At 66.5% G+C, this 22755-nt stretch carries 17 protein-coding genes and 1 tRNA gene; 11 read left to right on the top strand and 7 right to left on the bottom strand.

Annotation, left to right across the window (positions count from 1 at the left end; genetic code table 11):
* Positions 1 to 53 precede the first annotated feature (53 nt).
* The 9 genes from AC1D02_RS18230 to AC1D02_RS18270 all read left to right on the top strand — a co-directional run bounded on the left by AC1D02_RS18230 (position 54) and on the right by AC1D02_RS18270 (position 11968).
* Complete coding sequence (locus AC1D02_RS18230; RefSeq protein WP_477319439.1) at positions 54 to 1289, top strand: ABC transporter substrate-binding protein; 1236 nt, start codon at positions 54 to 56, stop codon at positions 1287 to 1289.
* Between the two features lie 4 nt (positions 1290 to 1293).
* A complete protein-coding gene (locus AC1D02_RS18235; protein ID WP_477319441.1) occupies positions 1294 to 2169 on the top strand; it encodes a carbohydrate ABC transporter permease in 876 nt (291 codons plus the stop codon).
* Positions 2166 to 3026, top strand: a complete 861-nt coding sequence (locus tag AC1D02_RS18240) for a carbohydrate ABC transporter permease (RefSeq protein ID WP_477319443.1) — start codon at positions 2166 to 2168, stop codon at positions 3024 to 3026. The genes AC1D02_RS18235 and AC1D02_RS18240 overlap by 4 nt, the downstream gene beginning before the upstream one ends.
* A gap of 2 nt (positions 3027 to 3028) precedes the next feature.
* On the top strand, positions 3029 to 4072 hold the full coding sequence (locus AC1D02_RS18245) for an ABC transporter ATP-binding protein (protein WP_477319445.1): 1044 nt from the start codon (positions 3029 to 3031) through the stop codon (positions 4070 to 4072).
* Positions 4073 to 4095: 23 nt separating this feature from the next.
* Positions 4096 to 5517, top strand: a complete 1422-nt coding sequence (locus AC1D02_RS18250) for a glycoside hydrolase family 30 protein (RefSeq protein ID WP_477319447.1) — start codon at positions 4096 to 4098, stop codon at positions 5515 to 5517.
* Between the two features lie 99 nt (positions 5518 to 5616).
* Complete coding sequence (locus AC1D02_RS18255) at positions 5617 to 6645, top strand: LacI family DNA-binding transcriptional regulator (protein ID WP_477319449.1); 1029 nt, start codon at positions 5617 to 5619, stop codon at positions 6643 to 6645.
* Between the two features lie 116 nt (positions 6646 to 6761).
* Positions 6762 to 8135, top strand: a complete 1374-nt coding sequence (locus tag AC1D02_RS18260) for a GH1 family beta-glucosidase (RefSeq protein WP_477319451.1) — start codon at positions 6762 to 6764, stop codon at positions 8133 to 8135.
* A 23-nt stretch (positions 8136 to 8158) separates the two neighbouring features.
* On the top strand, positions 8159 to 10639 hold the full coding sequence (locus AC1D02_RS18265; protein WP_477319453.1) for a glycoside hydrolase family 3 protein: 2481 nt from the start codon (positions 8159 to 8161) through the stop codon (positions 10637 to 10639).
* A 33-nt stretch (positions 10640 to 10672) separates the two neighbouring features.
* Positions 10673 to 11968, top strand: coding sequence for a sugar MFS transporter (locus tag AC1D02_RS18270; RefSeq protein ID WP_477319455.1), 1296 nt, complete (start codon positions 10673 to 10675; stop codon positions 11966 to 11968).
* Positions 11969 to 12119: 151 nt separating this feature from the next.
* On the opposite strand, the gene AC1D02_RS18275 is transcribed toward AC1D02_RS18270, so the two are convergent.
* Together AC1D02_RS18275 and AC1D02_RS18280 are read right to left on the bottom strand one after the other, a co-directional pair.
* Complete coding sequence (locus tag AC1D02_RS18275; protein ID WP_477319457.1) at positions 12120 to 12944, bottom strand: PEP-CTERM sorting domain-containing protein; 825 nt, start codon at positions 12942 to 12944, stop codon at positions 12120 to 12122.
* Positions 12945 to 13208: 264 nt separating this feature from the next.
* Positions 13209 to 14444, bottom strand: a complete 1236-nt coding sequence (locus tag AC1D02_RS18280) for a YbfB/YjiJ family MFS transporter (protein WP_477319459.1) — start codon at positions 14442 to 14444, stop codon at positions 13209 to 13211.
* A gap of 334 nt (positions 14445 to 14778) precedes the next feature.
* Here AC1D02_RS18280 and ftsZ point away from each other — a divergent pair, with 334 nt between their 5' ends.
* Positions 14779 to 16002, top strand: coding sequence for a cell division protein FtsZ (ftsZ, locus tag AC1D02_RS18285; RefSeq protein WP_477319461.1), 1224 nt, complete (start codon positions 14779 to 14781; stop codon positions 16000 to 16002).
* Positions 16003 to 16086: 84 nt separating this feature from the next.
* Here the strand turns inward: ftsZ and AC1D02_RS18290 are convergent, their stop codons facing one another.
* A complete protein-coding gene (locus AC1D02_RS18290; RefSeq protein WP_477319752.1) occupies positions 16087 to 16401 on the bottom strand; it encodes a CHRD domain-containing protein in 315 nt (104 codons plus the stop codon).
* On the opposite strand from AC1D02_RS18290, the gene AC1D02_RS18295 reads away from it, so the two are divergent.
* The gene (locus AC1D02_RS18295; protein WP_477319766.1) at positions 16334 to 16501 is read left to right on the top strand and encodes a hypothetical protein; all 168 of its coding nucleotides are present in this window, start codon (positions 16334 to 16336) and stop codon (positions 16499 to 16501) included. The two genes, AC1D02_RS18290 and AC1D02_RS18295, sit on opposite strands and share 68 nt — an antisense overlap.
* 320 nt (positions 16502 to 16821) lie before the next feature.
* Here AC1D02_RS18295 and AC1D02_RS18300 read toward each other — a convergent pair whose 3' ends face one another.
* From AC1D02_RS18300 to miaA, 4 genes are all read right to left on the bottom strand, one after another.
* A complete protein-coding gene (locus AC1D02_RS18300) occupies positions 16822 to 18264 on the bottom strand; it encodes a DUF3999 family protein (RefSeq protein WP_477319463.1) in 1443 nt (480 codons plus the stop codon).
* A 29-nt stretch (positions 18265 to 18293) separates the two neighbouring features.
* Positions 18294 to 21512 (bottom strand): DUF2339 domain-containing protein, encoded by a 3219-nt coding sequence (locus AC1D02_RS18305; RefSeq protein WP_477319465.1) that lies wholly within the window; start codon positions 21510 to 21512, stop codon positions 18294 to 18296.
* Between the two features lie 183 nt (positions 21513 to 21695).
* Positions 21696 to 21772 (bottom strand) — tRNA-Met (locus AC1D02_RS18310).
* Positions 21773 to 21836: 64 nt separating this feature from the next.
* Complete coding sequence (gene miaA / locus AC1D02_RS18315; protein ID WP_477319754.1) at positions 21837 to 22754, bottom strand: tRNA (adenosine(37)-N6)-dimethylallyltransferase MiaA; 918 nt, start codon at positions 22752 to 22754, stop codon at positions 21837 to 21839.
* Position 22755: the final 1 nt, after the last annotated feature.

Below are 22755 nucleotides of genomic sequence, written 5' to 3' on the forward strand. Positions count from 1 at the left end.
TGGCGATGCGCCTGTCAGCAAGCGGACCCCAGATCCGCACTCAAGGAGATCAGATGGTCACAGCACACAAGCTGGCGCTCGCAATGGCGCTGGCGTTCGGCGCCGGCAGCGCGGCACACGCGGGCGGCCCCAGGGCCGAAGTCATCCACTGGTGGACCTCGGGCGGCGAATCGGCCGCAGTCAGGAAGGTGGCCGACGCCTATCGCGCCGCCGGCGGGGTCTGGGTGGACACCCCGATCGCGGGCAGTGAGCAGGCGCGCGCCGTGGCGATCAACCGGGTGGTCGGCGGCAAGCCGCCCACCGCCGCGCAGTTCAACACCTCCAAGCAGTTCCTCGACGTGATCGAAGAGGGCATGCTGAATAACGTCGACGACGTGGCCAAGGCGCAGAACTGGGACGCCACCTTGCCGGAACCGATCCGCAGCGTCATCAAGGTCAAGGGCCACTACTACGCGGTGCCGATCGATATCCACATGCCGACCTGGATCTGGTACTCGAAGGCCGCATTCAAGAAGGCCGGCATCGCCAGGGAGCCGGCCACGATGGACGAACTGTTCGCCGCGCTCGACAAGCTGAAGGCGGCCGGCGTGATCCCGCTGGCGCACGGCGGCCAGTCGTGGCAGGAAAACATCGTGTTCATGGCGGTGCTGGCGAACGTCGGCGGCAAGGACCTGTACCTGTCGGTGTTCCGCGACCGCGATCCGAAGGCGATCAATTCCGAGGCTTTCAAAAAGGTGCTGGTTGCGTTCAAGCGCCTGCACTCCTATGTCGACGCCGGTTCGCCGGGCCGCAACTGGAACGACGCGACCGCGATGCTCATCTCCGGCAAGGCCGGCGTGCAGATCATGGGCGACTGGGCCAAGGGCGAATTCGGCGCCGCGCACCAGACTGCCGGCAAGGAGTACGGCTGCATTCCCGGCTTCGGTCCGAAGTCGCCGTACCTGATCCAGGGCGACGCCTTCATCTTCCCGAAGACCAGCGACCCCGAAGCGCTCAAGGCGCAAAAGCTGCTGGCAAACGTGATGGTCGCGCCGGCCACTCAGGTCGAATTCAACCGCCTCAAAGGCTCGGTGCCGATTCGCGGCGACGTCGACGCTTCCAAAATGGACGTCTGCGCGCAGGCCGGCCTGGCGATCATGAAGGACCGCACGCGCCACGTCGGCAACGGCGAGGTGTACCTGACGCCGGCCCAGAACGGCGACCTGGTCGACGTGCTGACCGCATTCTGGAACACCAATATGCCGGTCGAAAAGGCGCAGCAGCGCATCGCCGCGGCGCTGAAGAACTAGCCTGATGCGCGCTTCGCATCGACTTCGCGGCATCGTCCCCTTCGCCGCGCTGCTGCCGATGGCGCTGACGGTGATCGTCGGCTACCTCGGCTCGGTGCTGTGGTCGCTGCGCATTTCCTTCACCAGTTCGCGCAGCTTCCCGTCCGATCATTTCGTCGGCCTGATGCAGTACGCGCGCCTGTTCGACAACGAGCGCTGGATGCTGTCGCTGCATAACCTGGCCATCTACGGCGTGCTGTTCGTCGGCGCATGCATGCTGATCGGCTTCCTGCTGGCGGTGTTCATCGACCAGAACGTCACCGGCGAGGGCGTGCTGCGCACCGTCTTCCTGTATCCCTACGCGATGTCGTTCGTCGCCACCGGCCTGGTCTGGCAGTGGATGCTGACGCCAGGCGGCGGCATCGGCAAGGTGCTCGCGCAGCTGGGATTTTCCGGCGACTTCGACTGGATCATCGACCAGGACATGGTGATCTACACGATCGTCATCGCCACCGTGTGGCAGGCGTCCGGCCTGGTGATGGCGATGATGCTGGCCGGCCTGCGCGGCATCGACGGCGACATCTGGAAGGCCGCGCGCCTGGACGGCATCCCGGCCTGGCGCGTCTACACCTCGATCGTGCTGCCGATGATGGGGCCGACCATCGCCACCGTGTTCCTGCTGCTGTCGACCGCGGTCGTCAAGCTGTTCGACGCGGTGGTGGCGATGACCCAGGGCGGCCCCGGCACGGCCAGCGAAGTGCCGGCCAAGTTCATCATGGATAACCTGTTCGGGCGCGCCAACATCGGCCTGGCCTCGGCCGGCGCCGTGATGCTGCTGGTGCCGGTGCTGGCGGTGCTGGCGCCTTACGCCTACGCGCGCAGCCGCAAGGACCGCGCATGAGCCGCCGCGCATTCACGCCGGCGCGCATCGGCATCTACGTATTCCTGCTGACCGCGGCGCTGTTCTTCCTGCTGCCGCTGTACGTCATGCTGGTCACCTCGGTCAAGCCGATGGACGAGATCGGACTCGGCAACATCTTCGCGCTTCCTGTCAAAATGACGCTGGCGCCGTGGAGCGAAGCCTGGAGCGGCGCGTGCACCGGCGAGTCCTGCGAGGGCATCCGCGCCGGCTTCTGGAATTCGGTGGCGATCACGGTGCCGAGCACGATCCTGCCGATGCTGGTCGGCGCGCTCAATGGCTACGCGCTGTCGTTCTGGAAGCCGCGCGGCTCTTCGCTGCTGTTCGGCGCGCTGATGCTGGGCGCCTTCATTCCCGGCCAGGTGATGATGTACCCGCTGGTGCGCATGGCCGCCGGCCTCGGGATCTTCGGCTCGCTGCCGGGCGTCGTGCTGGTCCACCTGGTCTTCGGCATGCCGTTCATGACGCTGTTGTTCCGCAATTACTACGCGGCGATCCCGCAGGAGCTGTTCCACGCCGCGCGCATCGACGGCGGCGGCTTCTGGCGCATCTTCGCGCAGCTGATGCTGCCGATGTCGCTGCCGATCATCGTCGTCGCCGCGATCATCCAGGTCACCGGCGTGTGGAACGACTACATCCTCGGGCTGGTGTTCGCCGGGCGCGATTTCATGCCGATGACGGTGCAGCTCAATAACGTGATCAACACGACCACCGGCACGCGCCTGTACAACGTCAACATGGCGGCCACCATCCTCACGTCGCTGGTGCCGCTGGCGATCTATTTCATTTCAGGCCGCTGGTTCGTGCGCGGCATCGCCGCCGGCGCGGTAAAGGGTTAACAATGTCGAATGTGCGTCTTCGGAATCTGGGCATCAACCTTGGCGGGGTCGAGATCATCAAGGACCTGGACCTGGCGGTGGAGGAGGGCGAGTTCCTGGTGCTGCTCGGGCCTTCCGGCTGCGGCAAGTCGACCCTGCTGCACAGCATCGCCGGCCTGATCGACGTCACCGCCGGCAGCGTGGAGATCGGCGGGACCGACATGACGCAGATGGACCCGAGCCGGCGCGGCATCGGCATGGTGTTCCAGTCGTATGCGCTGTACCCGACCATGACGGTCGAGAAGAACATGTCGTTCGGCCTGCGCGTGGCCGGCACGCCGAAAGCGGAGATCGCGCGCCGCGTCGCGCGCGCCGCCGAGATGCTGCAGCTCGGCGCGCTGCTGGACCGCAAACCGGCGCACCTGTCGGGCGGCCAGCGGCAGCGCGTGGCGATCGGCCGCGCGCTGGTGCGCGAGGCGGGCGTGTTCCTGTTCGACGAGCCGCTGTCGAACCTCGACGCCAAGCTGCGCGCCGAACTGCGGCGCGAGCTCAAGCTGCTGCACCAGACCTTGCGCTCCACCATGATCTACGTGACGCACGACCAGGTCGAGGCGATGACGCTGGCCACCCGCATCGTCGTCATGCGGGCGGGGCGCGTCCAGCAGGTCGGCGCCCCGGCCGAAGTGTACGAGCGGCCGGCCAACCTGTTCGTCGCCGGCTTTCTCGGCGCGCCGGCCATGAACTTCATCCACGGCGCGCTGGACGAGCGCGGGCGGTTCTGCGCCGGCCAGCTGTCGGTCGACATGCCGGCCGCGGGCGCGCGCGCGGCGGTGCTGGGCGTGCGTCCCGAGCACATCGCCATCGCGCACGGCGCGCCGCTGGCCGGCACGGTCACGCTGGTCGAGCCGATGGGCAATCACCAGATCGTGTGGATCGACGCCGGCGGGCAGCTGCTGTCGGCGATGGTTCACGACAACCGCGCATTCGCGCCCGGCGACGCGGTGACATTCGCGGTCGACGCGGCGCGCGCCTCGCTGTTCGACCCACAAACCGAACAACGTTTATGAAGTCCACCCGAGGAGAACCACGCATGGCACCGACACTGAACCGATTCATGCTGCCGCTGCTGGCCGGCGTCGCAATGCATGCCGCTGCGGCGCCCGCGCCGGTCCAGGCGTGGGTCACCACGGGCGACCAGTCCAAGCTGCTGTCGCGCGAGAAGGATGCCGCGTTCGATGGCGCCAAGCGCGCCGGCGTGGTGATCGAGGTCGATCCCGCCAGGCGCTACCAGGAAATCGCCGGCTTCGGAGCGGCGATCACCGACGCGTCGGCGGAGCTGATCCAGGGCCGGCTGACGGCGCCGGCGCGCGACGCGCTGATGCAGGAGCTGTTCGGCCGCAAGGGAGACGGCATCGGCCTGTCGTTCACGCGCCTGACCATCGGCGCCTCGGACTTCTCGAGCCAGCATTACACCTTCGACGACATGCCGAAGGGGCAGACCGACCCGCAGCTGAAGCACTTCTCGATCGAGCCGAACCGCAAGACGGTGCTGCCGACCGTGAAGGCCGCGCTGGCGATCAACCCGCAGCTGAAAGTGATGGCGTCGCCATGGAGCGCGCCGGCCTGGATGAAGACCAACGACCACCTGTACCAGGGCGCCCTGAAGCCGGAAGCGTTCGCGCCGTTCGCCCAGTACCTGAGCCGCTACGTTTCGGCCTACAAGGCCGAAGGCGTGCCGATCTTCGCGCTGACCCTGCAGAACGAGCCGCACTTCGAGCCGGCCGACTACCCCGGCATGCGGGTCGATCCGGCCAGGCGCGCCGCCTTCATCGGCGGCCATCTCGGCCCGGTGCTGGCGAAGCAGAATCCCGGCACCCAGATCTTCGACTGGGACCACAACTGGTCGCAGCCGAATTCGCCGCGCGAAGTGCTGGCCGATAAGGCCGCGTCCCGGTACATCAGCGGGGTGGCGTGGCACTGCTACGAAGGCGACGTCAAGGTGCAGGCGGAAGTGCATGACGAGTTTCCCGGCAAGGACACCTGGTTCACCGAATGCTCGGGCGGCCAGTGGGACCACGACTTCGCCCACACGCTGCAGTACTTCACGCGCACGCTGGTCATCGGCGCCACGCGCGGCTGGGCCAGGGGCGTCTCGCTGTGGAACCTGGCGCTCGACGAAAACTACGGCCCGCACAAGGGCGGCTGCGGCGACTGCCGCGGCGTGGTGACGATCAATTCGAAGACCGGCGCGGTGACCCGCAACGTCGAGTACTACGCGCTGGCGCATGCCAGCCGCTTCGTGCGGCCGGGCGCGCGCCGGATCGCCTCGACCAGCGGCGTCGGCGGCCTCGACACGGTGGCGTTCCGCAACACCGACGGCGCGATCGCGCTGGTGGTGGCCAACCCGGAAAAGACCGCGCGCGAGTTCTCCGTGAAAGTGGGCGCCAGCAGCTTCGGCTACACGATGCCGGCCAGTAGCGTGGCGACCTTTACCTGGAGCGGCGCCCGTTAAAGCCCGGGCCGTGCCGGGCCTGGCCTGGCCGGGTGGTTCTGGCGGCGCAAATGCAGTATGCTTTTCCAATGCGCGAATAGCGAATAATCGAAGGAAGCCGTGGCAACTATCAAAGACGTAGCGCGCCTGGCCGGCGTGGGACTGGGAACCGCTTCCCGCGTGGTGAGCGGCAAAGGTTCGGTCTCGCCGGCCACGCTGGAACGGGTCAGGAAGGCGATCGAGGAGCTCGACTTTCGGCCGTCGCACGCGGCGCGCGCGCTGCTGTCGGGGACCTCGAGCATGATCGGGGTCTACATCCCGATCCTGAAGGGCACTTTCTACACCCCGATCCTGCAGCTGATCGACACCGAACTGCGCGCCGCGGGCCTGCACATGGTGGTGGCCTTCGGCACCGGCACCGGCGACGCGCGGCGCCAGGCGATCGAGGGCATCGAGTTCCTGATGGAGCGCGGCTGCGACGGCCTGCTGGCGATGACCAATCACCTGAGCGACGCCGACATCGCCGCGCTCGGGCCGAAGCAGTCGTGCGTGGTGCTGCTGAACCACAGCTCCGACAAGCTGCCCGGCCAGTGCTTCTCCGCCGACCACCGAGCCGGCGGCGTGCTGGCCGCGCGCACCCTGCTCGAGCGGGGCCACCGCCAGATCGCCGTGATCGCCGGCCCGTCGGCGTCGCCCGACAACGTCGACCGCATCGACGGCTTCCTCGGCGAGCTGGCCGGCGCCGGCATCGACACCGGCAAGCTGTGGATCGCCGAAAGCGACTTTTCGCCGGAAGGCGGATGGGCGGCGGCGGCCGAACTGGTGGCGTCGAAGCAGCCGTTCACGGCGCTGTTCTGCGCCAACGACGAGATGGCGGTGGGCGCGCTGTCGTACTTCCAGCAGGCCGGCATCGCGGTGCCGGCGCAGGTGTCCGTGCTCGGCTACGACGACACCCCGAGCGCCGAATTTTCGGCGCCGCGCCTGAGCACCGTGCACATTCCGTGGCGCGACGTCACCCTCAGCGGCCTGAATACCCTGCTCAACCGCTGCTACGGCGGGGCGCGTCCGGCGGCGCGCGAGTTCCCGATCAGCCTGACCGAACGCGCGTCGCTGGCGGACGTGCCCGAGGCGGCGCGGCGGGCCGCGTAAACATCGAAAAATCGTCCCCGCGGGTGCGCACACGCGGCGATTCTTTGCTACACTTGGAAACCTTTCCATGCCTGACCTCGACGCCGGGCGGTGGCAGCTTGCACGATCAATAACCGATGACTAAAAAAATTCACGACAACGCGCCGCCTGCCATCGCGCGCTCCGATTTCGCTTCCGACTTCCTGTGGGGCTGCTCGACCTCGTCGTACCAGATCGAAGGCGGCGCGCACGAGGGCGGGCGGGTCGAGTCGATCTGGGACCGCTTCTGCGAGCGGCCCGGCGCGATCCGCGACGGCTCGAACGGCGCGGTCGCCTGCGACCACTATCACCGCTGGCCGGAAGACCTCGACATCGGGCGCGACCTGGGCCTGAACGCCTACCGCTTCTCGGTGGCGTGGCCGCGCATTTTCTCCGGACCCGGCGCGAAGCCGAACCCGGAAGGCCTGGCGTTCTATTCGCGCCTGGTCGACGGCATGCTCGAACGCGGCCTGGAACCCTGGCTGACGCTGTACCACTGGGACCTGCCGCAGTACCTGCAGGAACAGGGCGGCTGGAACGAGCGCACCACCGCCTATGCCTTCGCCGAATTCGCCGACGTGATGAGCGCGCACCTGGGCGACCGCGTCAAGCACTGGATCACCCACAACGAGCCGTGGTGCACCGCCATTCACGGCCACTTCGAAGGCGTGCACGCGCCCGGCATCGCCGACTTCCGCACCGCGCTGCAGGTGTCGCACCACGTGATGCTGTCGCACGGGCTGGCGCTGCCGGCGATCCGCGCCAACGTGCCCGACGCGAAGGTCGGCATCGCCCTCAGCCTGCATCCGCTTTCCGCCGCTTCCGACAAGCCGGAAGACGTCGCCGCCTGCGCGCGCCACGACGGCCTGCGCAACCGATGGTTCCTCGATCCCCTCCATGGACGCGGCTACCCGGCCGACATCCTCGAACTGTGCGCGGCCGATGCGCCGGTGGTGCTGGCGGGCGACCTCGAAGCGATCGCCGCGCCGACCGATTTCCTCGGCGTGAACTACTACTTCCCCGAGATCATCGCGCATGCGCCGGGTGTGGCGCCGCTCGAGGCGCGCGTGGTGGCGCGCGACGACGCCGTGCGCACGGCGTTCGGCTGGGAAGTGTCACCCGAAGGAATGGGCACCCTGATCCGCCGCATCGAAGCCGATTACGATCCCGCGCCGATCTACATCACCGAGAACGGCTCGACCTGGGAAGACGTGGTCGGCGCCGACGGCGAGATCGACGACGTCGAGCGGCGCGACTACCTGGCCAGCCACCTGGCGGCGCTGCGCGACACCATCGCCCAGGGCAGCCGGGTCAAGGGCTACTTCGCCTGGAGCCTGCTGGATAACTTCGAATGGGCCGAAGGCTACACGCGCCGCTTCGGCCTGACCTACGTCGACTTCACGACGCAGCAGCGGCGCCTCAAGCGCAGCGGGAAATGGTATCGCGCATTCCTCAAACAAGACGCCGAATAACAACAGCACCGGAGACCATCACCATGCATAAGAATATCTATCTCATCGCAGCCGCCGCACTGTTCAACGCCGGGGCCGCGGGCGCCGCGGCCCCGGCGCCGCTGGCCGACTGGCCGCACGTGCGCAGCGCGATCCGCCCGGACGCCGCGCTGGAAGCGAAGGTCGCGAAGATCGTCGCCGGCATGACGCTCGCGCAGAAGATCGGCCAGATGACCCAGCCCGAGATCAAGACCGCAACGCCGGAGCAGGTGCGCCAGTACTACCTCGGCTCGGTGCTGAACGGCGGCGGCAGCTGGCCGAACAACAACAAGCAGGCCAGCGCCGCCGAATGGGTCGCGCTGGCCGACAAGTACTACGACGCTTCGATGTCGACCGACATGGCGACCAGGGTGCCGGTCATCTGGGGCATCGACGCGATCCACGGCAACAGCAACGTGATCGGCGCGACGCTGTTCCCGCACAATATCGGCCTGGGCGCCGCGCACGACGTCAAACTGATCGGGCGCATCGGCGCCGCGGTCGGCCAGGCGGTGCGCGCCACCGGCATCAACTGGGTGTTCGCGCCGACGCTGGCCGTGGTGCGCGACGATCGCTGGGGCCGCACCTACGAGAGCTTCTCGGAGAATCCTGCGCTGGTGAGCGAATACGGCGGCGCCTACGTGCGCGGCCTGCAGGGCAGCTTCCGCTCGGACGCCAACGTGGTCGCCACCGCCAAGCACTTCATCGGCGACGGCGGCACCGACCAGGGCAAGGACCAGGGCGTGAACAAGGCCACGACGGCGCAGATGATCAACATCCACGGCGCCGGCTACTACAGCGCGCTGGCGGCGGGCGCCCAGACCGTGATGGTCTCGTACAACAGCTGGAACGACGTCGAGCATGGCGTCGATCACGGCAAGCTGCACGGCGACAAAGCGATGGTGACGGACGTCCTGAAGACGAAGATCGGCTTCGACGGCTTCGTGGTCTCGGACTGGAACGGCATCGGCCAGGTGGCTGGCTGCAGCAACGACAGCTGCGCGCGCGCGATCAACGCCGGCGTCGACATGGTGATGGTGCCGGACGACTGGAAGGCCTTCATCGCCAACACGATCAAGCAAGTGCAGAAGGGCGAGATCCCGATGTCGCGCATCGACGATGCCGTTACCCGCATCGTGCGCGTGAAGCTGCGCGCAGGCCTGCGCAAGCCGTCCGACAACAAGTTCGCCGGCAAGCAGGACGCGCTGCAGGCGCGCGCGCTGGCACGCCAGGCGGTGCGCGAATCGCTGGTGCTGCTGAAGAACGACAGCGCCGCGCTGCCGCTCAAGCACGGCAAGCGCATCCTCGTGGTCGGCAAGAACGCCGAGAACATGCCGAACCAGACCGGCGGCTGGAGCTTGACCTGGCAGGGTACCGACAACAAGAACAGCGACTTCCCGAACGGCGACACGATCCTGGCCGGCATCGTCGCGCAGGCCGGCGCCGCCAACGTGACCTACAGCGCCAACGCGCAGGATGTCGACGTGTCGAAGTTCGACGCGGTGATCGCGGTGATCGGCGAGACGCCGTACGCGGAAGGCATGGGCGACATCGGCCCGTCCGGCACGCTGCGCCACAGCGGCCGCTATCCTGAAGACCTGGCCGTGCTCGAGAAGGTAGCGGGCAAGGGCAAGCCGGTGATCACCGTGCTGGTGGCGGGCCGTCCGGTCTACGCCAACGATTTGATGAACCTGTCCGACAGCTTCGTCATGGCCTGGCTGCCGGGCACCGAAGGCAAGGGCGTGGCCGACGTGCTGTTCAACGACAAGGCGGCCTTCACCGGAACGCTGTCGTTCTCGTGGCCCAAGTCGGTCTGCCAGGCCGAGCTCAATTACGGCGACAAGGATTACGCGCCGCTGTTCGCCACCGGCTATGGCCTGAAGTACGGCCGCAAGTCGAACGTCGGCAAGCTCGATGCGGCCTACCCGGCCGGCGGCTGCGGCGTGACCACGTCGTACCCCGTATTCAACCAGGCCGACCGCGCCACCTGGCCGCTGTACGTCGTCAGCGGCGCGCAGCGGGAGGCACTCGGCGCGGACCTGAATCGCGTCGTCACGCTGCCCGCAGTGAAGGTGGAGACCAGCCAGGTCAACACCCAGCAGGACGGCAAGCTGGTGACCTGGACCGGCGCCGCGCGGCTCGAGGCGCACGGCGCCAAGGCGGCGCTGCCGGCGTTCGCCACCAAGGACGGGGCGCTGCAATTCGACACCATCGTCACGGCCGCGCCAGGCGCAGGCGTGACGCTGGCGGTGGGCGCAGGCGCGGTCGATGCGACGGCGCTGTTCCGTTCGATGGCCGGCAAGGGCAAGCAGACGGTGAAGATTCCGCTGGCCTGCTTCGTCGCCAAGGGCGCCGACCTGGCGCAGGTGGACACCCCGTTCAGCGTGGCCAGCCAGGGCGCTTTCACGGCCGCATTCGCCGACATCCACATCGTCGGCGGCGCTGCAAAGGACGCAGACGCGCAAGCTTGCGCTATGCTGAAGTAAGCATCAAAAAATAAACCAACTGGAGACATCCGCATGGAACACACTTCGCAGCCATCCACGCTGCAGCCATCACGCTCAGGCGCCAGCAACACCGGGCCGCTGATCATCGTCACGATCCTGTTCTTCATGTGGGGCCTGCTCACGGCGCTCAACGACGTGCTGATCCCGCACCTGAAGGCGCTGTACACGCTGACCTATGTGCAGGCGATGCTGGTGCAGTTCTGCTTCTTCGGCGCCTACTTCATCGTATCGGTGCCGGCGGGGATGCTGATCAAGAAGATCGGCTACCAGAACGGCGCCGTTACCGGCCTGGCCATCGCGGCCGCCGGCTGCGCGCTGTTCTATCCGGCGTCGACCAGCGGCTATGCGCTGTTCCTGCTCGGCTTCTTCGTGCTGGCTGCCGGCATCACGGTCCTGCAGGTGGCGGCCAATCCATACGTGACGGTGCTGGGCGACCCGCAGACGGCATCGAGCCGCCTGACGCTGACCCAGGCCTTCAACTCGCTCGGCACCACCGTGGCGCCGACCTTGGGCGGCATCCTGATCCTGTCGGGCAGCGTGTTGAGCGTGAGCGAACTGGCTGCGCTGCCGGCGGCGCAACAGCTTGCGTACCGCGCGACCCAGGCCGCGAGCGTGCAGGGGCCTTACCTTGCGCTGGCCGGCGCTCTGCTGGTGCTGGCGCTGCTGTTCGCGTTTGCCCGCCTGCCGAAGATCAGCCACGAGGAAGACACGGTGCTGCACCTGGACGCCAACGCCAAGCACTCGGCGCTGGCCCACCCGCACCTGTTCATGGGCGCGATCGGCATCTTCCTGTACGTCGGCGGCGAAGTCAGTATCGGCAGCTTCCTGATCAACTTCCTGGGCGAGCCGGGCATCGCCGCGCTGACGCCGGCGGCCGCGGCGCACTACGTCAGCTACTACTGGGGCGGCGCGATGGTCGGCCGCTTCATCGGCTTTGCCGTCATGCGTTACGTCAGCCCGGGCAAGGCGCTCGCGTTCAATGCGGCCTGTTCGATCGCGCTGATCATGGTCGCCATCTTCGGCCACGGCCAGGTCGCGATGTGGTCGATCCTGGCGGTCGGCCTGTGCAACTCGATCATGTTCCCGACCATTTTCAGCATGGCGCTGCACCAGCTGGGCAAGTTCACCGGCCAGGCATCGGGCATCCTGTGCATGGCCATCGTCGGCGGCGCCCTGGTGCCGTTCGCGCAGGGCCTGTTGGCCGATACCATGGGCTTGCAGTGGTCGTTCATCGTGCCGGCCGCGTGCTACACCTTCATCCTGTATTTCGGCCTGCGCTTCGCGGGGCTGTACAAGACGGCCGCGTAACTCACCAATGTTGGTGCGTCCGAAAGCCTGGCTCGTATCGAGCCAGGCTTTTTTTATTCCGATACCGGCGGCGGATCATGGCCACATGCAGGGCGATGAGTGCCTGCGCCAGCTAGCGCAGGCAATGGACGCGGCGGCGTCGCGTTCTCGCTCAGCGTCGACGGCGGCGCAGGCTGAGAGCGCAGCCAGCCAGTCCGAGGGCAAGCAGCGCAATACTCGATGGCTCGGGAACGCGGCCCACCGGCTCTGCAAACAGAAAATCGTCCATGACCACGATGTCGTCGTTCGGGTTGCCCAGCACCCCGTTCGAAACGATGGTATTCCGGCCCGACGTGAGCCTGACCCGGCTGATCCTCTCGCCGGCGCCGGCAACTCCGCCGACGAAGCTCAAGCCCTGGTTCCCTGCGACCAGTGCGTTGCGCGAAAAAATTTCCACGTTGTTCTGGTCGAAGAATTGGATCATCGTCTGGCCGGCCACTTCCACGTCGACGAAAATCGCGGCGAATGCACTGGTGGTGGCGGCGTTCGTCGTGCCTGGTTCGAAGAAGGAGACATCCGTGATGTTGCTGTTGACCGCGGTGAACAAGCGCTGCGGACTGAAGGTCTGGAAGTCGTTGGGAAAGCCGAACAGGACGGGCGTGCTCTCTCCGGCATTGGCACTCACGAGAAAGCCCGTGCCGGGGGTAGCCAATACCGCGCCGCGCGGCGAATTGACGTTGAAAAAGTTGCCAGGCAAGGGATTCGGATCCGCAAACGCGCCGGGCACGCCGTCCCAGTTGATTTCACGGCGCAGTCCACCGAAGGAGCCGTTAGCGCCGGCAAACGTGCCCCCGCCCACCGCGGCACGAAAGGCGTCGCGCGTCGGGGTGATCGCCGCGGCATTGCTGCCGGCGGACTCGAAGGTGATAAATCCTGCCCAGGCCGACGGGACCGTCAACAATATCGACAGGAATGCGGAAGCAATGGGTAGTTTCATAAGAGTTCCCGGTTCAAAAATCGTGGAAGAATTCTCCCAATTTTCTACTTGTCACTTTGGGAGGAAGTGAAGGAGGACCGGCCGTTTGGCGTGCATCCTGTCCCCGGATTCGGCACGCAATGATCGGAGCATCAATCGTGCCACTGGGGGCCAATCTTCCTAACTCGCTGTATTCGTTGCGGATTTTTTCCGGGGCCCGAAGTTGCGGAGGCGATCGCGCGAGTGCCTGTAAGGTTTTTCGACAGCGCAGGCTCGCAATCCGGCCTACTGCAAAGGCGGCAACGCCCGTTGACGCGACGCCAGCATCGCTCCCGCTGCCAGGGCCAGCGCGGAGAATATCAGCCCCCGCTGAAGGCCGCCGGGGCCGTCCGCGATCCATCCGATTACCGATGGGCCGATGATCTGGCCCAGCGCGAACACGACAGTGAAGGCGCCGATTCCGGCCGACCACGCATGCTGGGGCAGGTTGTGGCGTACCAGCGCGGTGGTGGAGGCGACCACCGATAGAAAAATCGCGCCGAACATCACGCCGGACGCGAACACCAGCGCTGGCGCGGCCGTCAATGCGGGCAGGATCGTCGCCGCGCCCAGCAAGGCATTCAGGATCGCGAGCGACTGGCCGCCCTGGAAGCGGTCCAGCATGCGGGCCCAGATCCGGGACGAGGCGATCACCGCCAATCCCAGCACCGAGTAGAACCAGGTGATGGTGGCGGCTCCCATTCCCTGCTCCTTCAGCAGGGCGATGACGAAGGTCATATAGCCGATATAGCCGACGCCGAACATGAAGTATCCGCCCAGCGCGAATCCGAAGGGCCGCCATCGAAACTGCCCGTGCGCGCCGGGCGGCGCGGCGGCGCCGTCGATGTGGCGTGCCGGCAGCGCCATCGCCAGCGTTGCCACCAGGCAGGCGGCGCCGAGCGCGACCCAGGCCCACTGCCACGCATGGGCCGCTCCGTGGGCGGTGGCGGCCGACAGCGCGCTGGGCACGAGCAGGGCCGACGCGACGATGCCGACCCCGGTGCCACCGTAGTAAATGCCGAGCAGCAGGCCGGCCTGGGCCGGATGCAGCGAACTCAGGCGCGCGGCCAGCACGCCGCCGGAGACGAAGATGAAGGCGCTGGCGATGCCGGCCAGGATACGTTGCAGGATCAGCAGGTCGGCGGCGACGACGAAGCCGGACAGCATCATGAACAAGCCGGCGAGGACCGCGCCGCCGATCAGCGCCGTGTGTGCGCCGCAGCGCCGCATCAGCGCCGGGGTGATCAGCGCGCCGAGAAAATAGCCGAAGGCGTTTCCGGTGTTCATCGCGCCGGACAGCAGGTAGCTCCAGTCGAGGTCGGCGCGCATCGGCGGCAGCAATAGCGCGTAGGAAAAACGCGACAGTCCGAGCGAAATCGCCGCGCCCAGCGACAAGGCCAGGGCGGTCAGGAACGGCCTGCGCAACGCTAGGGAGCGCGCGGGGGCGGAAGGCTGCAGCGGGGGCATCAAGTTCGCGGTCATGGGGTTCCGGCGCGTGATTTACCATTTGCCAATAAATGGGCTGACCTTGATTCTATAGCTTATTGATATCCACAACTTTCCGGCGACGCGCCCGGCCCGCGTCGCTCTCCGATTGCACGCGGTTTTACAAATGCTTTCGATTGAAACACTTATCACCTTTCGCGTGCGCGCCTCAGCAAGTAGCCTAACGGACTCGGCTATAGCCAGCATCGCCTGACTGTGTTTGCGGGAGCCGTCGCGTTTCGCGCGATGGCGCCACCTGTGCGCATGGCGGCCCGGCGAAGGCGCGCCGCGCGACAGCCCGCCCGCCACTATTCATCAAAAGGAGTCTCCCTTGTCCGACCTAAAAAATGTCCAGCCCGAGACGGTCATCAAAGTCATCGGCGTTGGCGGCGCCGGCGGCAATGCCGTCAACCACATGGCGTCCGCAGGACTGTCCAACATCGAATTTATTTGCGCCAATACGGATGCCCAGGCGCTGTCGAATACCCGCGCCGAAAAACGCATCCAGCTCGGCGAGAGCGGCCTTGGCGCGGGCAGCGACCCCGTGGTGGGCCGCGAGAACGCGATTCGGGAGCGCGGCGCCATCGCCGACGCGCTGCAGGGCGCGCACATGGTGTTCCTCACGGCGGGCATGGGCGGCGGCACCGGCACCGGCGCCGCGCCGATCGTCGCCGAAGTGGCGCGCGAACTGGGCATCCTGACCGTCGGCGTGGTGTCGAAGCCCTTCGAATTCGAAGGCGCGCGGCGCATGCGCGTGGCCGAGGAGGGCATCGCGATGCTCGCCAAATGCGTCGACTCGCTCGTCATCGTCCTGAACAGCCGCCTCGAGGAAGTGCTGGGCGACGACATCACGCAAAAGCAGGCGTTCGCCGCGGCCGACGAGGTGCTGAGCAAGGCGGTGTCCGGCATTGCGGAGATCATCACCGTGCCCGGCATGGTCAATGTCGACTTCGAGGACGTGCGCACGGTGATGCGCCAGACCGGAACGGCGATGATGGGCTCCGCGCAGCACAGCGGCGACGACCGTGCGGTCAAGGCGGCCGAAGAGGCGATCTCCTGCCCGCTGCTCGACGGCTCGAACCTGCACGCCGCGCGCGGCCTGCTGGTGAATATCGCGGCGTCCGAGGAGACGCTGAAACTGCGCGAGACCAAGCAGGTGATGAACGTGATCTGCGCGCAGACCGGCGACGACGCCATCATCAAGTTTGGCGCGGTGTTCGACGATACGCTGGGCGACGCCATGCGGGTGACGGTGGTGGCCACCGGCTTGAACCGGCCGCCGGAGGTTGCTGCCAGCCCGGAGCTATCGCCGATGGCGCGCTCGGCGCCGGGCGCGGGCTATGGGCCGGGCGCGCCAAACCCGGTTCGCGGTGGCGGGCAGAGGGAGGCGCCGCCACAGTCGATGCTGCGGCAAAGTGCGTTCCAGGCGGCTGTCCAGGCGGCGTCGGCCCAGCAAGCGCTACGGGCAGGGATGGCGCCGCGCCAGGCTGCATCGAACGCCGGCGAAGATGCACAACGGGCACCGGCGGTGGAGGTCAGAGGGCAGCGGGCGTGAGCATTCAGCGTCGAAGCGTGCGCGGGCTCATTCACGGGCCACGCGATGCGCCGCGCCGCGAACCGGCGGCGCCGCCGCAGTCCGCTACTTGGGCCGGATTTGCCCGCGAATCTCCCCGGCGGGATACGCCGCGCTGTGAACGTTGAAGTAGTAGTCGCCCGCGCGCAGCGACGCCAGTTGGGCGTCGGTCAGCGTGGCCGTCGTGCTCCAGACGCCGCTGCCAGGCGCCGTTTGCGTCAACGGGAAAATAATCGGTCCGCTTACCCCGACGGCGCCCATGTGGATGTGCGCATCCGTGCCGGCGATGCCGGCGGTCGTCACCGTGGCGGTCATGGCCCGCGTGGCGGTGTCGACCGATAGCGTGCCGGTCCCGGTGGCGCCGCTGGGGTTGGGCGGCACCTCGCTGCTGCCGACCAGGGTGGCGCTGTACTGCTCGGTCGTCGCCGATGGCGGCGTGGTCGCGGCCGGCGGCATGTATGTCGAGTCCGAACCGCCGTAACCGCCGCCGCAGGAAGCGAGCAGCGCGAGTGTCGCTATCGGAAGAACATGCGTGATAGTGAAGCGATGAAGTTTCATGACGAACCTCTCGATCTGATTGAAGAAGGGTGCGTGCTGCTCGGCGTTTGAGCTCCGAACGGTCGCCGCACACCCTGTTAATCCTCGTTCGATCGCAGTCGGTTCACTTTCAGTGGCTATTTCGATACCTGGTTACTCGAAGCAATTTGCTCTTCTCCCGGGGAAATGACGAGCAAGCAGCGTCGGAACGTCCGGCAAACAAACAGGCCGCAGTCCTTTTCGAAATTGTTCGCCGAACGAGCCTCAGGTTCGGCCATCCGGGTTTGGGCTGCGCATCTGTCCCAACAGGACTTTGGTCATCGCGCCAAGTACGAGGACTCCAATTCCGAGCACGCCCCAGAGGATCATCTGGCGTTTCTGCGCCGATGTGCCTGCCAGCGCCGCGGTGCTGGGCGCGCTTGCGGCCACGCGTTGCTGCGTGACGGGACCGACGCTCGCTTGCTCCAACGCGGCCAGTTCCTGACCGGAGAAACCCGGCGCCACTTTCGCGATGTCGACCTCGACCGGCGGTGCGCCGGCGCGGCCCACCGCCAGGGTATATGGACCGTTGCCGTTGGCGAGAAACACCAGCGTTGCCGGCTGCCACGATACGCGCAGCGATGGCGGCGATGCGAGGGGAGTTTGCGGTCGAAGCACCCACTCGGCCGCGTGCGCGTCGTTGAGATCGAGGTCGCCCGACCGGCGCGTCCGGCCCGACTGGGTGATCTGGTAGAAAGTGGCGCCGAACGCCGGTTGGAATTGCCAACTGTTGGGCTGGCCTTTTTTGATGGCCGGCATTTCGACGTAGTGTCCAACCACGGCGGGCATGACCACGTTCTGCTGCGCGAACTGCAGCGCGAACGAGCGCACCGGCATCGCGATCGCCACGGGATAGAGCAGGTCGCCGACAAATTTCCCCGGCTGCGGCGCCACCGTCATGGATTCGAGCGGCGCCGTCACCGCGGTGCGCGACCGGACTTCGGCCTCGATGGCGGCAAATGCGACGGGCGCGCCGTCGCGCCAGCTCAGGCGGGCATAGCGGAATGCCCGCGGCTCGAATTCGATGCGGTCGTTGGCCAGCGCCTTGGTGTCGGCATTGGTCAGCCAGCTGACCACCGACTCGCCCAGGCTGTCCCATTGCTTCAGGTCGTCGCTCACTTCCAGCTCCACGCGCGCCGTGTAGTTCGACACGTCCTTCGGCAAGGCCAGGCGCAGTGCCGACAGTTGCGCGGGGGGCTGGCCGGCGCCGGCCGCCGCGCCCATGTCCAGCACCAGCGCCGCCAGCTCGCTGCTGGCCGGCGCGGCGCCGGTGACGCGCGTATGGACTGACACCAGAGCGCCGTCGGCCGAGGTGCGGATGTCGAGGCCCGCATTGGCGGCGCCGGCGCGACGCTCGGCCATCAGCGGGAAGATCGTCGCCGGCACCGTGCGCACGCTCACCTTGGCCTCCGATTCGGGCATGATCAGCGCGTAAGGCACCTTGGCGCCGCGCCCGTCGAACAGGCGCAGGTCCGCGAGTCGGGCGGAGCGCGCGCCAAGATAAACATCCTTGGGCAGCCGCAGCTGCACCAGCGCGTCCTTGCCGTTGACGGTCACCGGCATCGCGTGCGAATACTGTTGCGCGCTGTCCGCAGTGGTGTCCGCGGCGAAGGCGGACGGCGCAATCAACAGGCCGGTGAGAAGCCACAGTGGTCGAATCTGATTCATCGGGAGCCTCCAGGTTGGTACAGGGCGGTTCATGCCGGTGTGGGTTCAGCTTGCGGCGCCGGTGCCGCGGGCCGCGACGGATACGGCGCCAGATAGCCGATGGCAACCATCAGCGCTCCTACGCCGACAAACGAGACGATGCGCGCCATGCTGCCGACATTGGCCAGGTCGGCGATGAAAAGTTTCGCCACCACCAGGCCGAGCAGGACTGCCCCGAGTATCCACAGGCGCGGACGCGGCGCCACCGTGCGGGCGCGCCGCATCAGCACCAGCGAGGTGATGCACCAGGCCAGCGACAGCATCGCCTGCACAAACTGCGACGCGGCCAGCGCGTCGACCGTGTAATCGATGTCGAGGTAGCGCGCCGCGGTGCGCAGCAGCATCAGGTTGAACCAGCCGTAGGCGGCGAAGCAGGCGGCAAGCGGCAATCGATCGAGCGCGCGCCGCGCCGCGGACGGCGAGCCGGCGAGTTCAACACTGACCATGCGGTAGCAAAGGACCGCCTGCATGGCGGCGAACCCGGTTGTCAGGTCGAGCGGATTGAGGATTGGCAGATAGGGCAGTGGCGCCATCGCGCCGTTCTGCATCACGTTCCATCCCGCCACCAGTAGCAACGCCCAGGCCGTGCCCAAGGGGATCAGGATGGTCCGGTACCATGTCGCCAGCGGCTGCACGGGCCAGACGTCGCGGCGGCTGCGCACGGTCAGCCAGCTGAGCACTGCCATCATGACCCAGACCGGCAAGTAAATCGTCCAGCCTGCGCTGATCTGCCAGCCTGCGCTCGCGAGCAATGCGGCCTGCTCGCCGCCAGGCCCATACAGCCATCTGCCGACCCACTCGGATCCGGCCGGCCAGATCATGGCCCAGGGCCCAGCGCTGCGCACCACGTGCACCAATTTCCATCCAAGGCCGGCGCGCATCCAGCCCGAGGCTCGCCAGAAGTGGAGCAGATACTCGCTGGCGAGCCACAGTGACAGCCAGGCCGCCCATTCGGTCGCAGCGGGGATGTAGCGACCGTTCATCAAGTACAGCATCCCGGCGGTGATGATGAGCAAGACGAGCCAACAAAACGCGCTGAGCCAACGCAGTTGCGGCCAAGCCAGGCGCGATGCCAGCCGGGTGAACAAGATCGCCGCAAGCGCTACCTCGAACAGATAGTTGTCGATTTGCGATGCCAGCCCGATCCGGTCGGTTGCCCATCTGGCCAGGATGGTGAGCATCGGGCCGAAGCACCACCAACCGGCCCACGCCATCAACAGGTTCGACAGCAGTCGATAACTCCTGCCTTCGATGAAGTGGAAGCGTCGGCTCGAGAAGAGTGCGCCGGCGGCAATCAGCGCCGCGCCGGAGAAGATCTGATAGAACTCGGCCTGAGAGGTGAAATTGAACATCACCATATACAACAACGACAGCCCGCCGGCCAATTGCGCAGTCAACGCAAATGCTTTGGCGACTAGCCACTGCATGCTGGCCGCAATCAGGTAGAGAATGACCGCGGTGGCCATTGCGCTGTACACCAGCAAGTTGGCGGCGTTGTCGTCCAAGGCGTCGAAGCGGACGAAAATTTCAGCCCATGCCCCGCCCAGCAGCCATAGTGCCGCGATGGCCAGGAACACGTTTGCCGCCGCGCCGAATTGGCGAGTCAGCGCGGTCTCGCCCGCGGTGGAGCGGAAATTGATCGCCATTGCAAATGCCGATCCGGTGAGCAGCAGGAAGCCGAGCCAGATGTTGGCCTTCGCAGCTTGCGCTGGGTCCAGGCCCGACAGAGCCGCGATGAACGAGGCCCACGCGCCGGCCTGCACGAGCAATCCGAACGACCAAGTCAGCGTATTTTTCTGGCGCAATCCGATCCACACCAGGGCCGCGCCTTCGAGGGCCCAGGCGCCCGAAGTCCAGCGCGAGTCCAGCGCGAAGGGCAGGGCCAGGGTGCCGAACACCACGCCCATGGCGAGGAAGGCGTCGATCAGCATCCGCAGGTTGGAGCCGCGGCGGCGCCACAGCAGCATCGCCAGGCTGGTGTAGAACAGCCCGAGCACCATCGACGAGATGGCCAGGCCGAATTGCATGTGCTGGACCAGCCCGAACTGCAGGCCGAAGCCGAGGATGGGTGCGCCGAACACCAGCGTCGCATCGACGTAATGCTTCAGCCGCGGCGCCTCGCGATTGGCGTACGCAACGGCGATGCCGACGTAAAACAAGAAGAACAGGGTCAAAAATACTTGCGCACTCAAGTAATTTTCCGGTTCGTATTTCAGTTCCGCCCAAGCCGTACCGATCACAAATGTGAATGCGAACCCCAGCAGGTTAAGCAGGCGCCAGGACTTCTTGAGCGCGATCGCGAAGATGCCGGTGTTGAGGATGGCGTAATAGGAAAACAGTCCGATGTGATTGCCTGAGCCGCTCGCCGTCAGCACGGGAGCGGCGAAGCCGCCGGCGATGCCGAACACGGCCAGCCACACTGCATCCTGCAGCACCGCCAGCAGGCAGGTGAAGACGGTCAACGTCAGCAGCAGCCCGAAAGCCAGGCCGGACGGGATGAGGTGGAAACGCGAGTAAGCGCCGAAGGTGGTCAGCATCAGGATGCCCAGCGCGGCGCCCTGGACAGGCAGGCCGATGCCGCGGCGCGAGGTGCGGATCCGCCAGCCCCACGCCAGCAGCCCGATATCGGCCAGCACCACGGCGGCAAAGCGCAATTCGATCGGCACGGTGATGCGCTCGGCCGCATATTTGAGCAGGAAGCTGACGCCGATGAACAAGATCAGCAGGCCAAATTTGGCCACCAGGTTGCCGGTAAATAGCCATTTCCTGGCCGCCAGCAGCCATGCGGGCGGCTGGTAGGGCGCGGCGGGCTCGACGCTCGGCGTGTATTCAGGGGGGAGCCATGACTGATCGGCCGGGGCGCGTTTTTGCGTGGCGGGTGCCGGCGTGATGGCCGGCGCTGCTGGCGGCGCTTGCTGCGGCGCGCCGGTGGTCGCGGCTGTCTGCTTCGCGGCTGTCGGCATCGCCGGCGTGATAGCGGGAAGCGGCGCCACGACAGCGTCCTTCGCAGGAGCTGTGTCAGCGTCCGCCGGCGCTTTTTTCTGCATCGCTTCGAGCCGAGCGATTCGCGCCATGAGCGTTTCCACAACGCGTTCGAGTGGCGGAATCATGGCCGCCAGGTCGTCACATCGCCGCTTGCTTCGCTCCTTGGTGCGGATGCCGTCGACGAGTAAGTAAACAACCAAGCAAAGTAGGATGAAATAGTTCATCGCGCCCCCGGAGTCAACGTGGAGAGATATCCGTCCGGCAAATTTTGCCGAGCTCACAGATATATCGGCTATGGAGGGCGACGGTATTGCGAAACCGCATCAAACTGAAATCGAATGAAAATTCGAGGGAAAAACAAAAAGCCCGCAGTCTCGTGAGAGGCATGCGGGCTCTTTGATGAATCTTGGTGGTGATAGGTGGACTTGAACCACCGACCCCAGCATTATGAATGCTGTGCTCTAACCAACTGAGCTATATCACCGAACAGGCCAGAACTATACGGTCTTTGCGGAGACCTGTCAAGGAACCTCCGGAAGATTATTCGCTCAAGGCGTGCGCGCAGCGACTTGGGCCAGTAATTCCCCCGTCGGATCGGCGCCGAGGCAATCGATGACAATGCGCTCCGGCATCGACCGCAGCCAAGTCAATTGTCGCTTCGCCAACTGGCGCGTGGCGATGATGCCGGTCTCGCGCAGCGCGGCGCGGTCGATCCTGCCATCGAGGTAATCCCAGGTCTGCCGGTAGCCGACGCAGCGCATCGACGGCAGGTTCGGATGCAGGTCGCCGCGCGCGCGCAGGCCCGCCACTTCGGCCACGATACCGCTGTCGTCGCTGGCGCCCAGCATCTGGTCAAAGCGGGCGGCGATGCGCGCATGGAGCACCGCGCGGTCCGACGGCTCGAGCGCGAACGAGAGCAGCTCGAACGGCAGCTCCAGCTTTTCGCGGCCTGACAACAGCTCCGACATCGGCCGTCCGGTCAATTTGCAGATTTCAAGCGCGCGGTTGATCCGCTGGGCGTCGTTCGGCGCCAGCCGCGCCGCCGTGACTGGATCGAGCACGCGCAGCTGCTCGTGCATTCCGGGCCAGCCGATGCGCGCCGCTTCGGCGTCGAGTTCTGCGCGCAGTTCGGCATTCGCCGTCGGCAGGTCGTCCAGGCCGTCGGTCAGACCCTTGAAGTACATCATCGTGCCGCCGACCAGCAGCGGCAGCTTGCCGCGCGCGCTGATCTCGCCAGCCAGCCGCAGCGTATCGGCGCGAAACTGCGCCACCGAGTACGCCTCGGTCGGCTCGATGATGTCGATCAGGTGGTGCGGCACGCTGGCCAGTTCTTCCGCGTTTGGCTTGGCGGTGCCGATGTCCATGCCGCGGTATACCAGCGCCGAATCGACCGAGATGATCTCGCTGGGGATCTCGCGCGCGATCGCCAATGCGGCGGCGGTTTTGCCGGACGCGGTCGGCCCCATG

This window comes from Massilia sp. P1_C10, assembly GCF_056406475.1.

Coding starts and splice junctions, on each gene's coding strand:
- AC1D02_RS18260 (WP_477319451.1), top strand. CDS start 6,762: ATGACTAAAAAAATTCACGACAACGCGCCGCCTGCCATCGCGCGCTCC.
- AC1D02_RS18265 (WP_477319453.1), top strand. CDS start 8,159: ATGCATAAGAATATCTATCTCATCGCAGCCGCCGCACTGTTCAACGCC.
- AC1D02_RS18230 (WP_477319439.1), top strand. CDS start 54: ATGGTCACAGCACACAAGCTGGCGCTCGCAATGGCGCTGGCGTTCGGC.
- AC1D02_RS18270 (WP_477319455.1), top strand. CDS start 10,673: ATGGAACACACTTCGCAGCCATCCACGCTGCAGCCATCACGCTCAGGC.
- AC1D02_RS18275 (WP_477319457.1), bottom strand. CDS start 12,944: ATGAAACTACCCATTGCTTCCGCATTCCTGTCGATATTGTTGACGGTC.
- AC1D02_RS18245 (WP_477319445.1), top strand. CDS start 3,029: ATGTCGAATGTGCGTCTTCGGAATCTGGGCATCAACCTTGGCGGGGTC.
- AC1D02_RS18295 (WP_477319766.1), top strand. CDS start 16,334: ATGGCCCGCGTGGCGGTGTCGACCGATAGCGTGCCGGTCCCGGTGGCG.
- AC1D02_RS18300 (WP_477319463.1), bottom strand. CDS start 18,264: ATGAATCAGATTCGACCACTGTGGCTTCTCACCGGCCTGTTGATTGCG.
- miaA (WP_477319754.1), bottom strand. CDS start 22,754: ATGGGGCCGACCGCGTCCGGCAAAACCGCCGCCGCATTGGCGATCGCG.
- AC1D02_RS18250 (WP_477319447.1), top strand. CDS start 4,096: ATGGCACCGACACTGAACCGATTCATGCTGCCGCTGCTGGCCGGCGTC.
- AC1D02_RS18280 (WP_477319459.1), bottom strand. CDS start 14,444: ATGACCGCGAACTTGATGCCCCCGCTGCAGCCTTCCGCCCCCGCGCGC.
- AC1D02_RS18235 (WP_477319441.1), top strand. CDS start 1,294: ATGCGCGCTTCGCATCGACTTCGCGGCATCGTCCCCTTCGCCGCGCTG.
- AC1D02_RS18305 (WP_477319465.1), bottom strand. CDS start 21,512: ATGAACTATTTCATCCTACTTTGCTTGGTTGTTTACTTACTCGTCGAC.
- AC1D02_RS18240 (WP_477319443.1), top strand. CDS start 2,166: ATGAGCCGCCGCGCATTCACGCCGGCGCGCATCGGCATCTACGTATTC.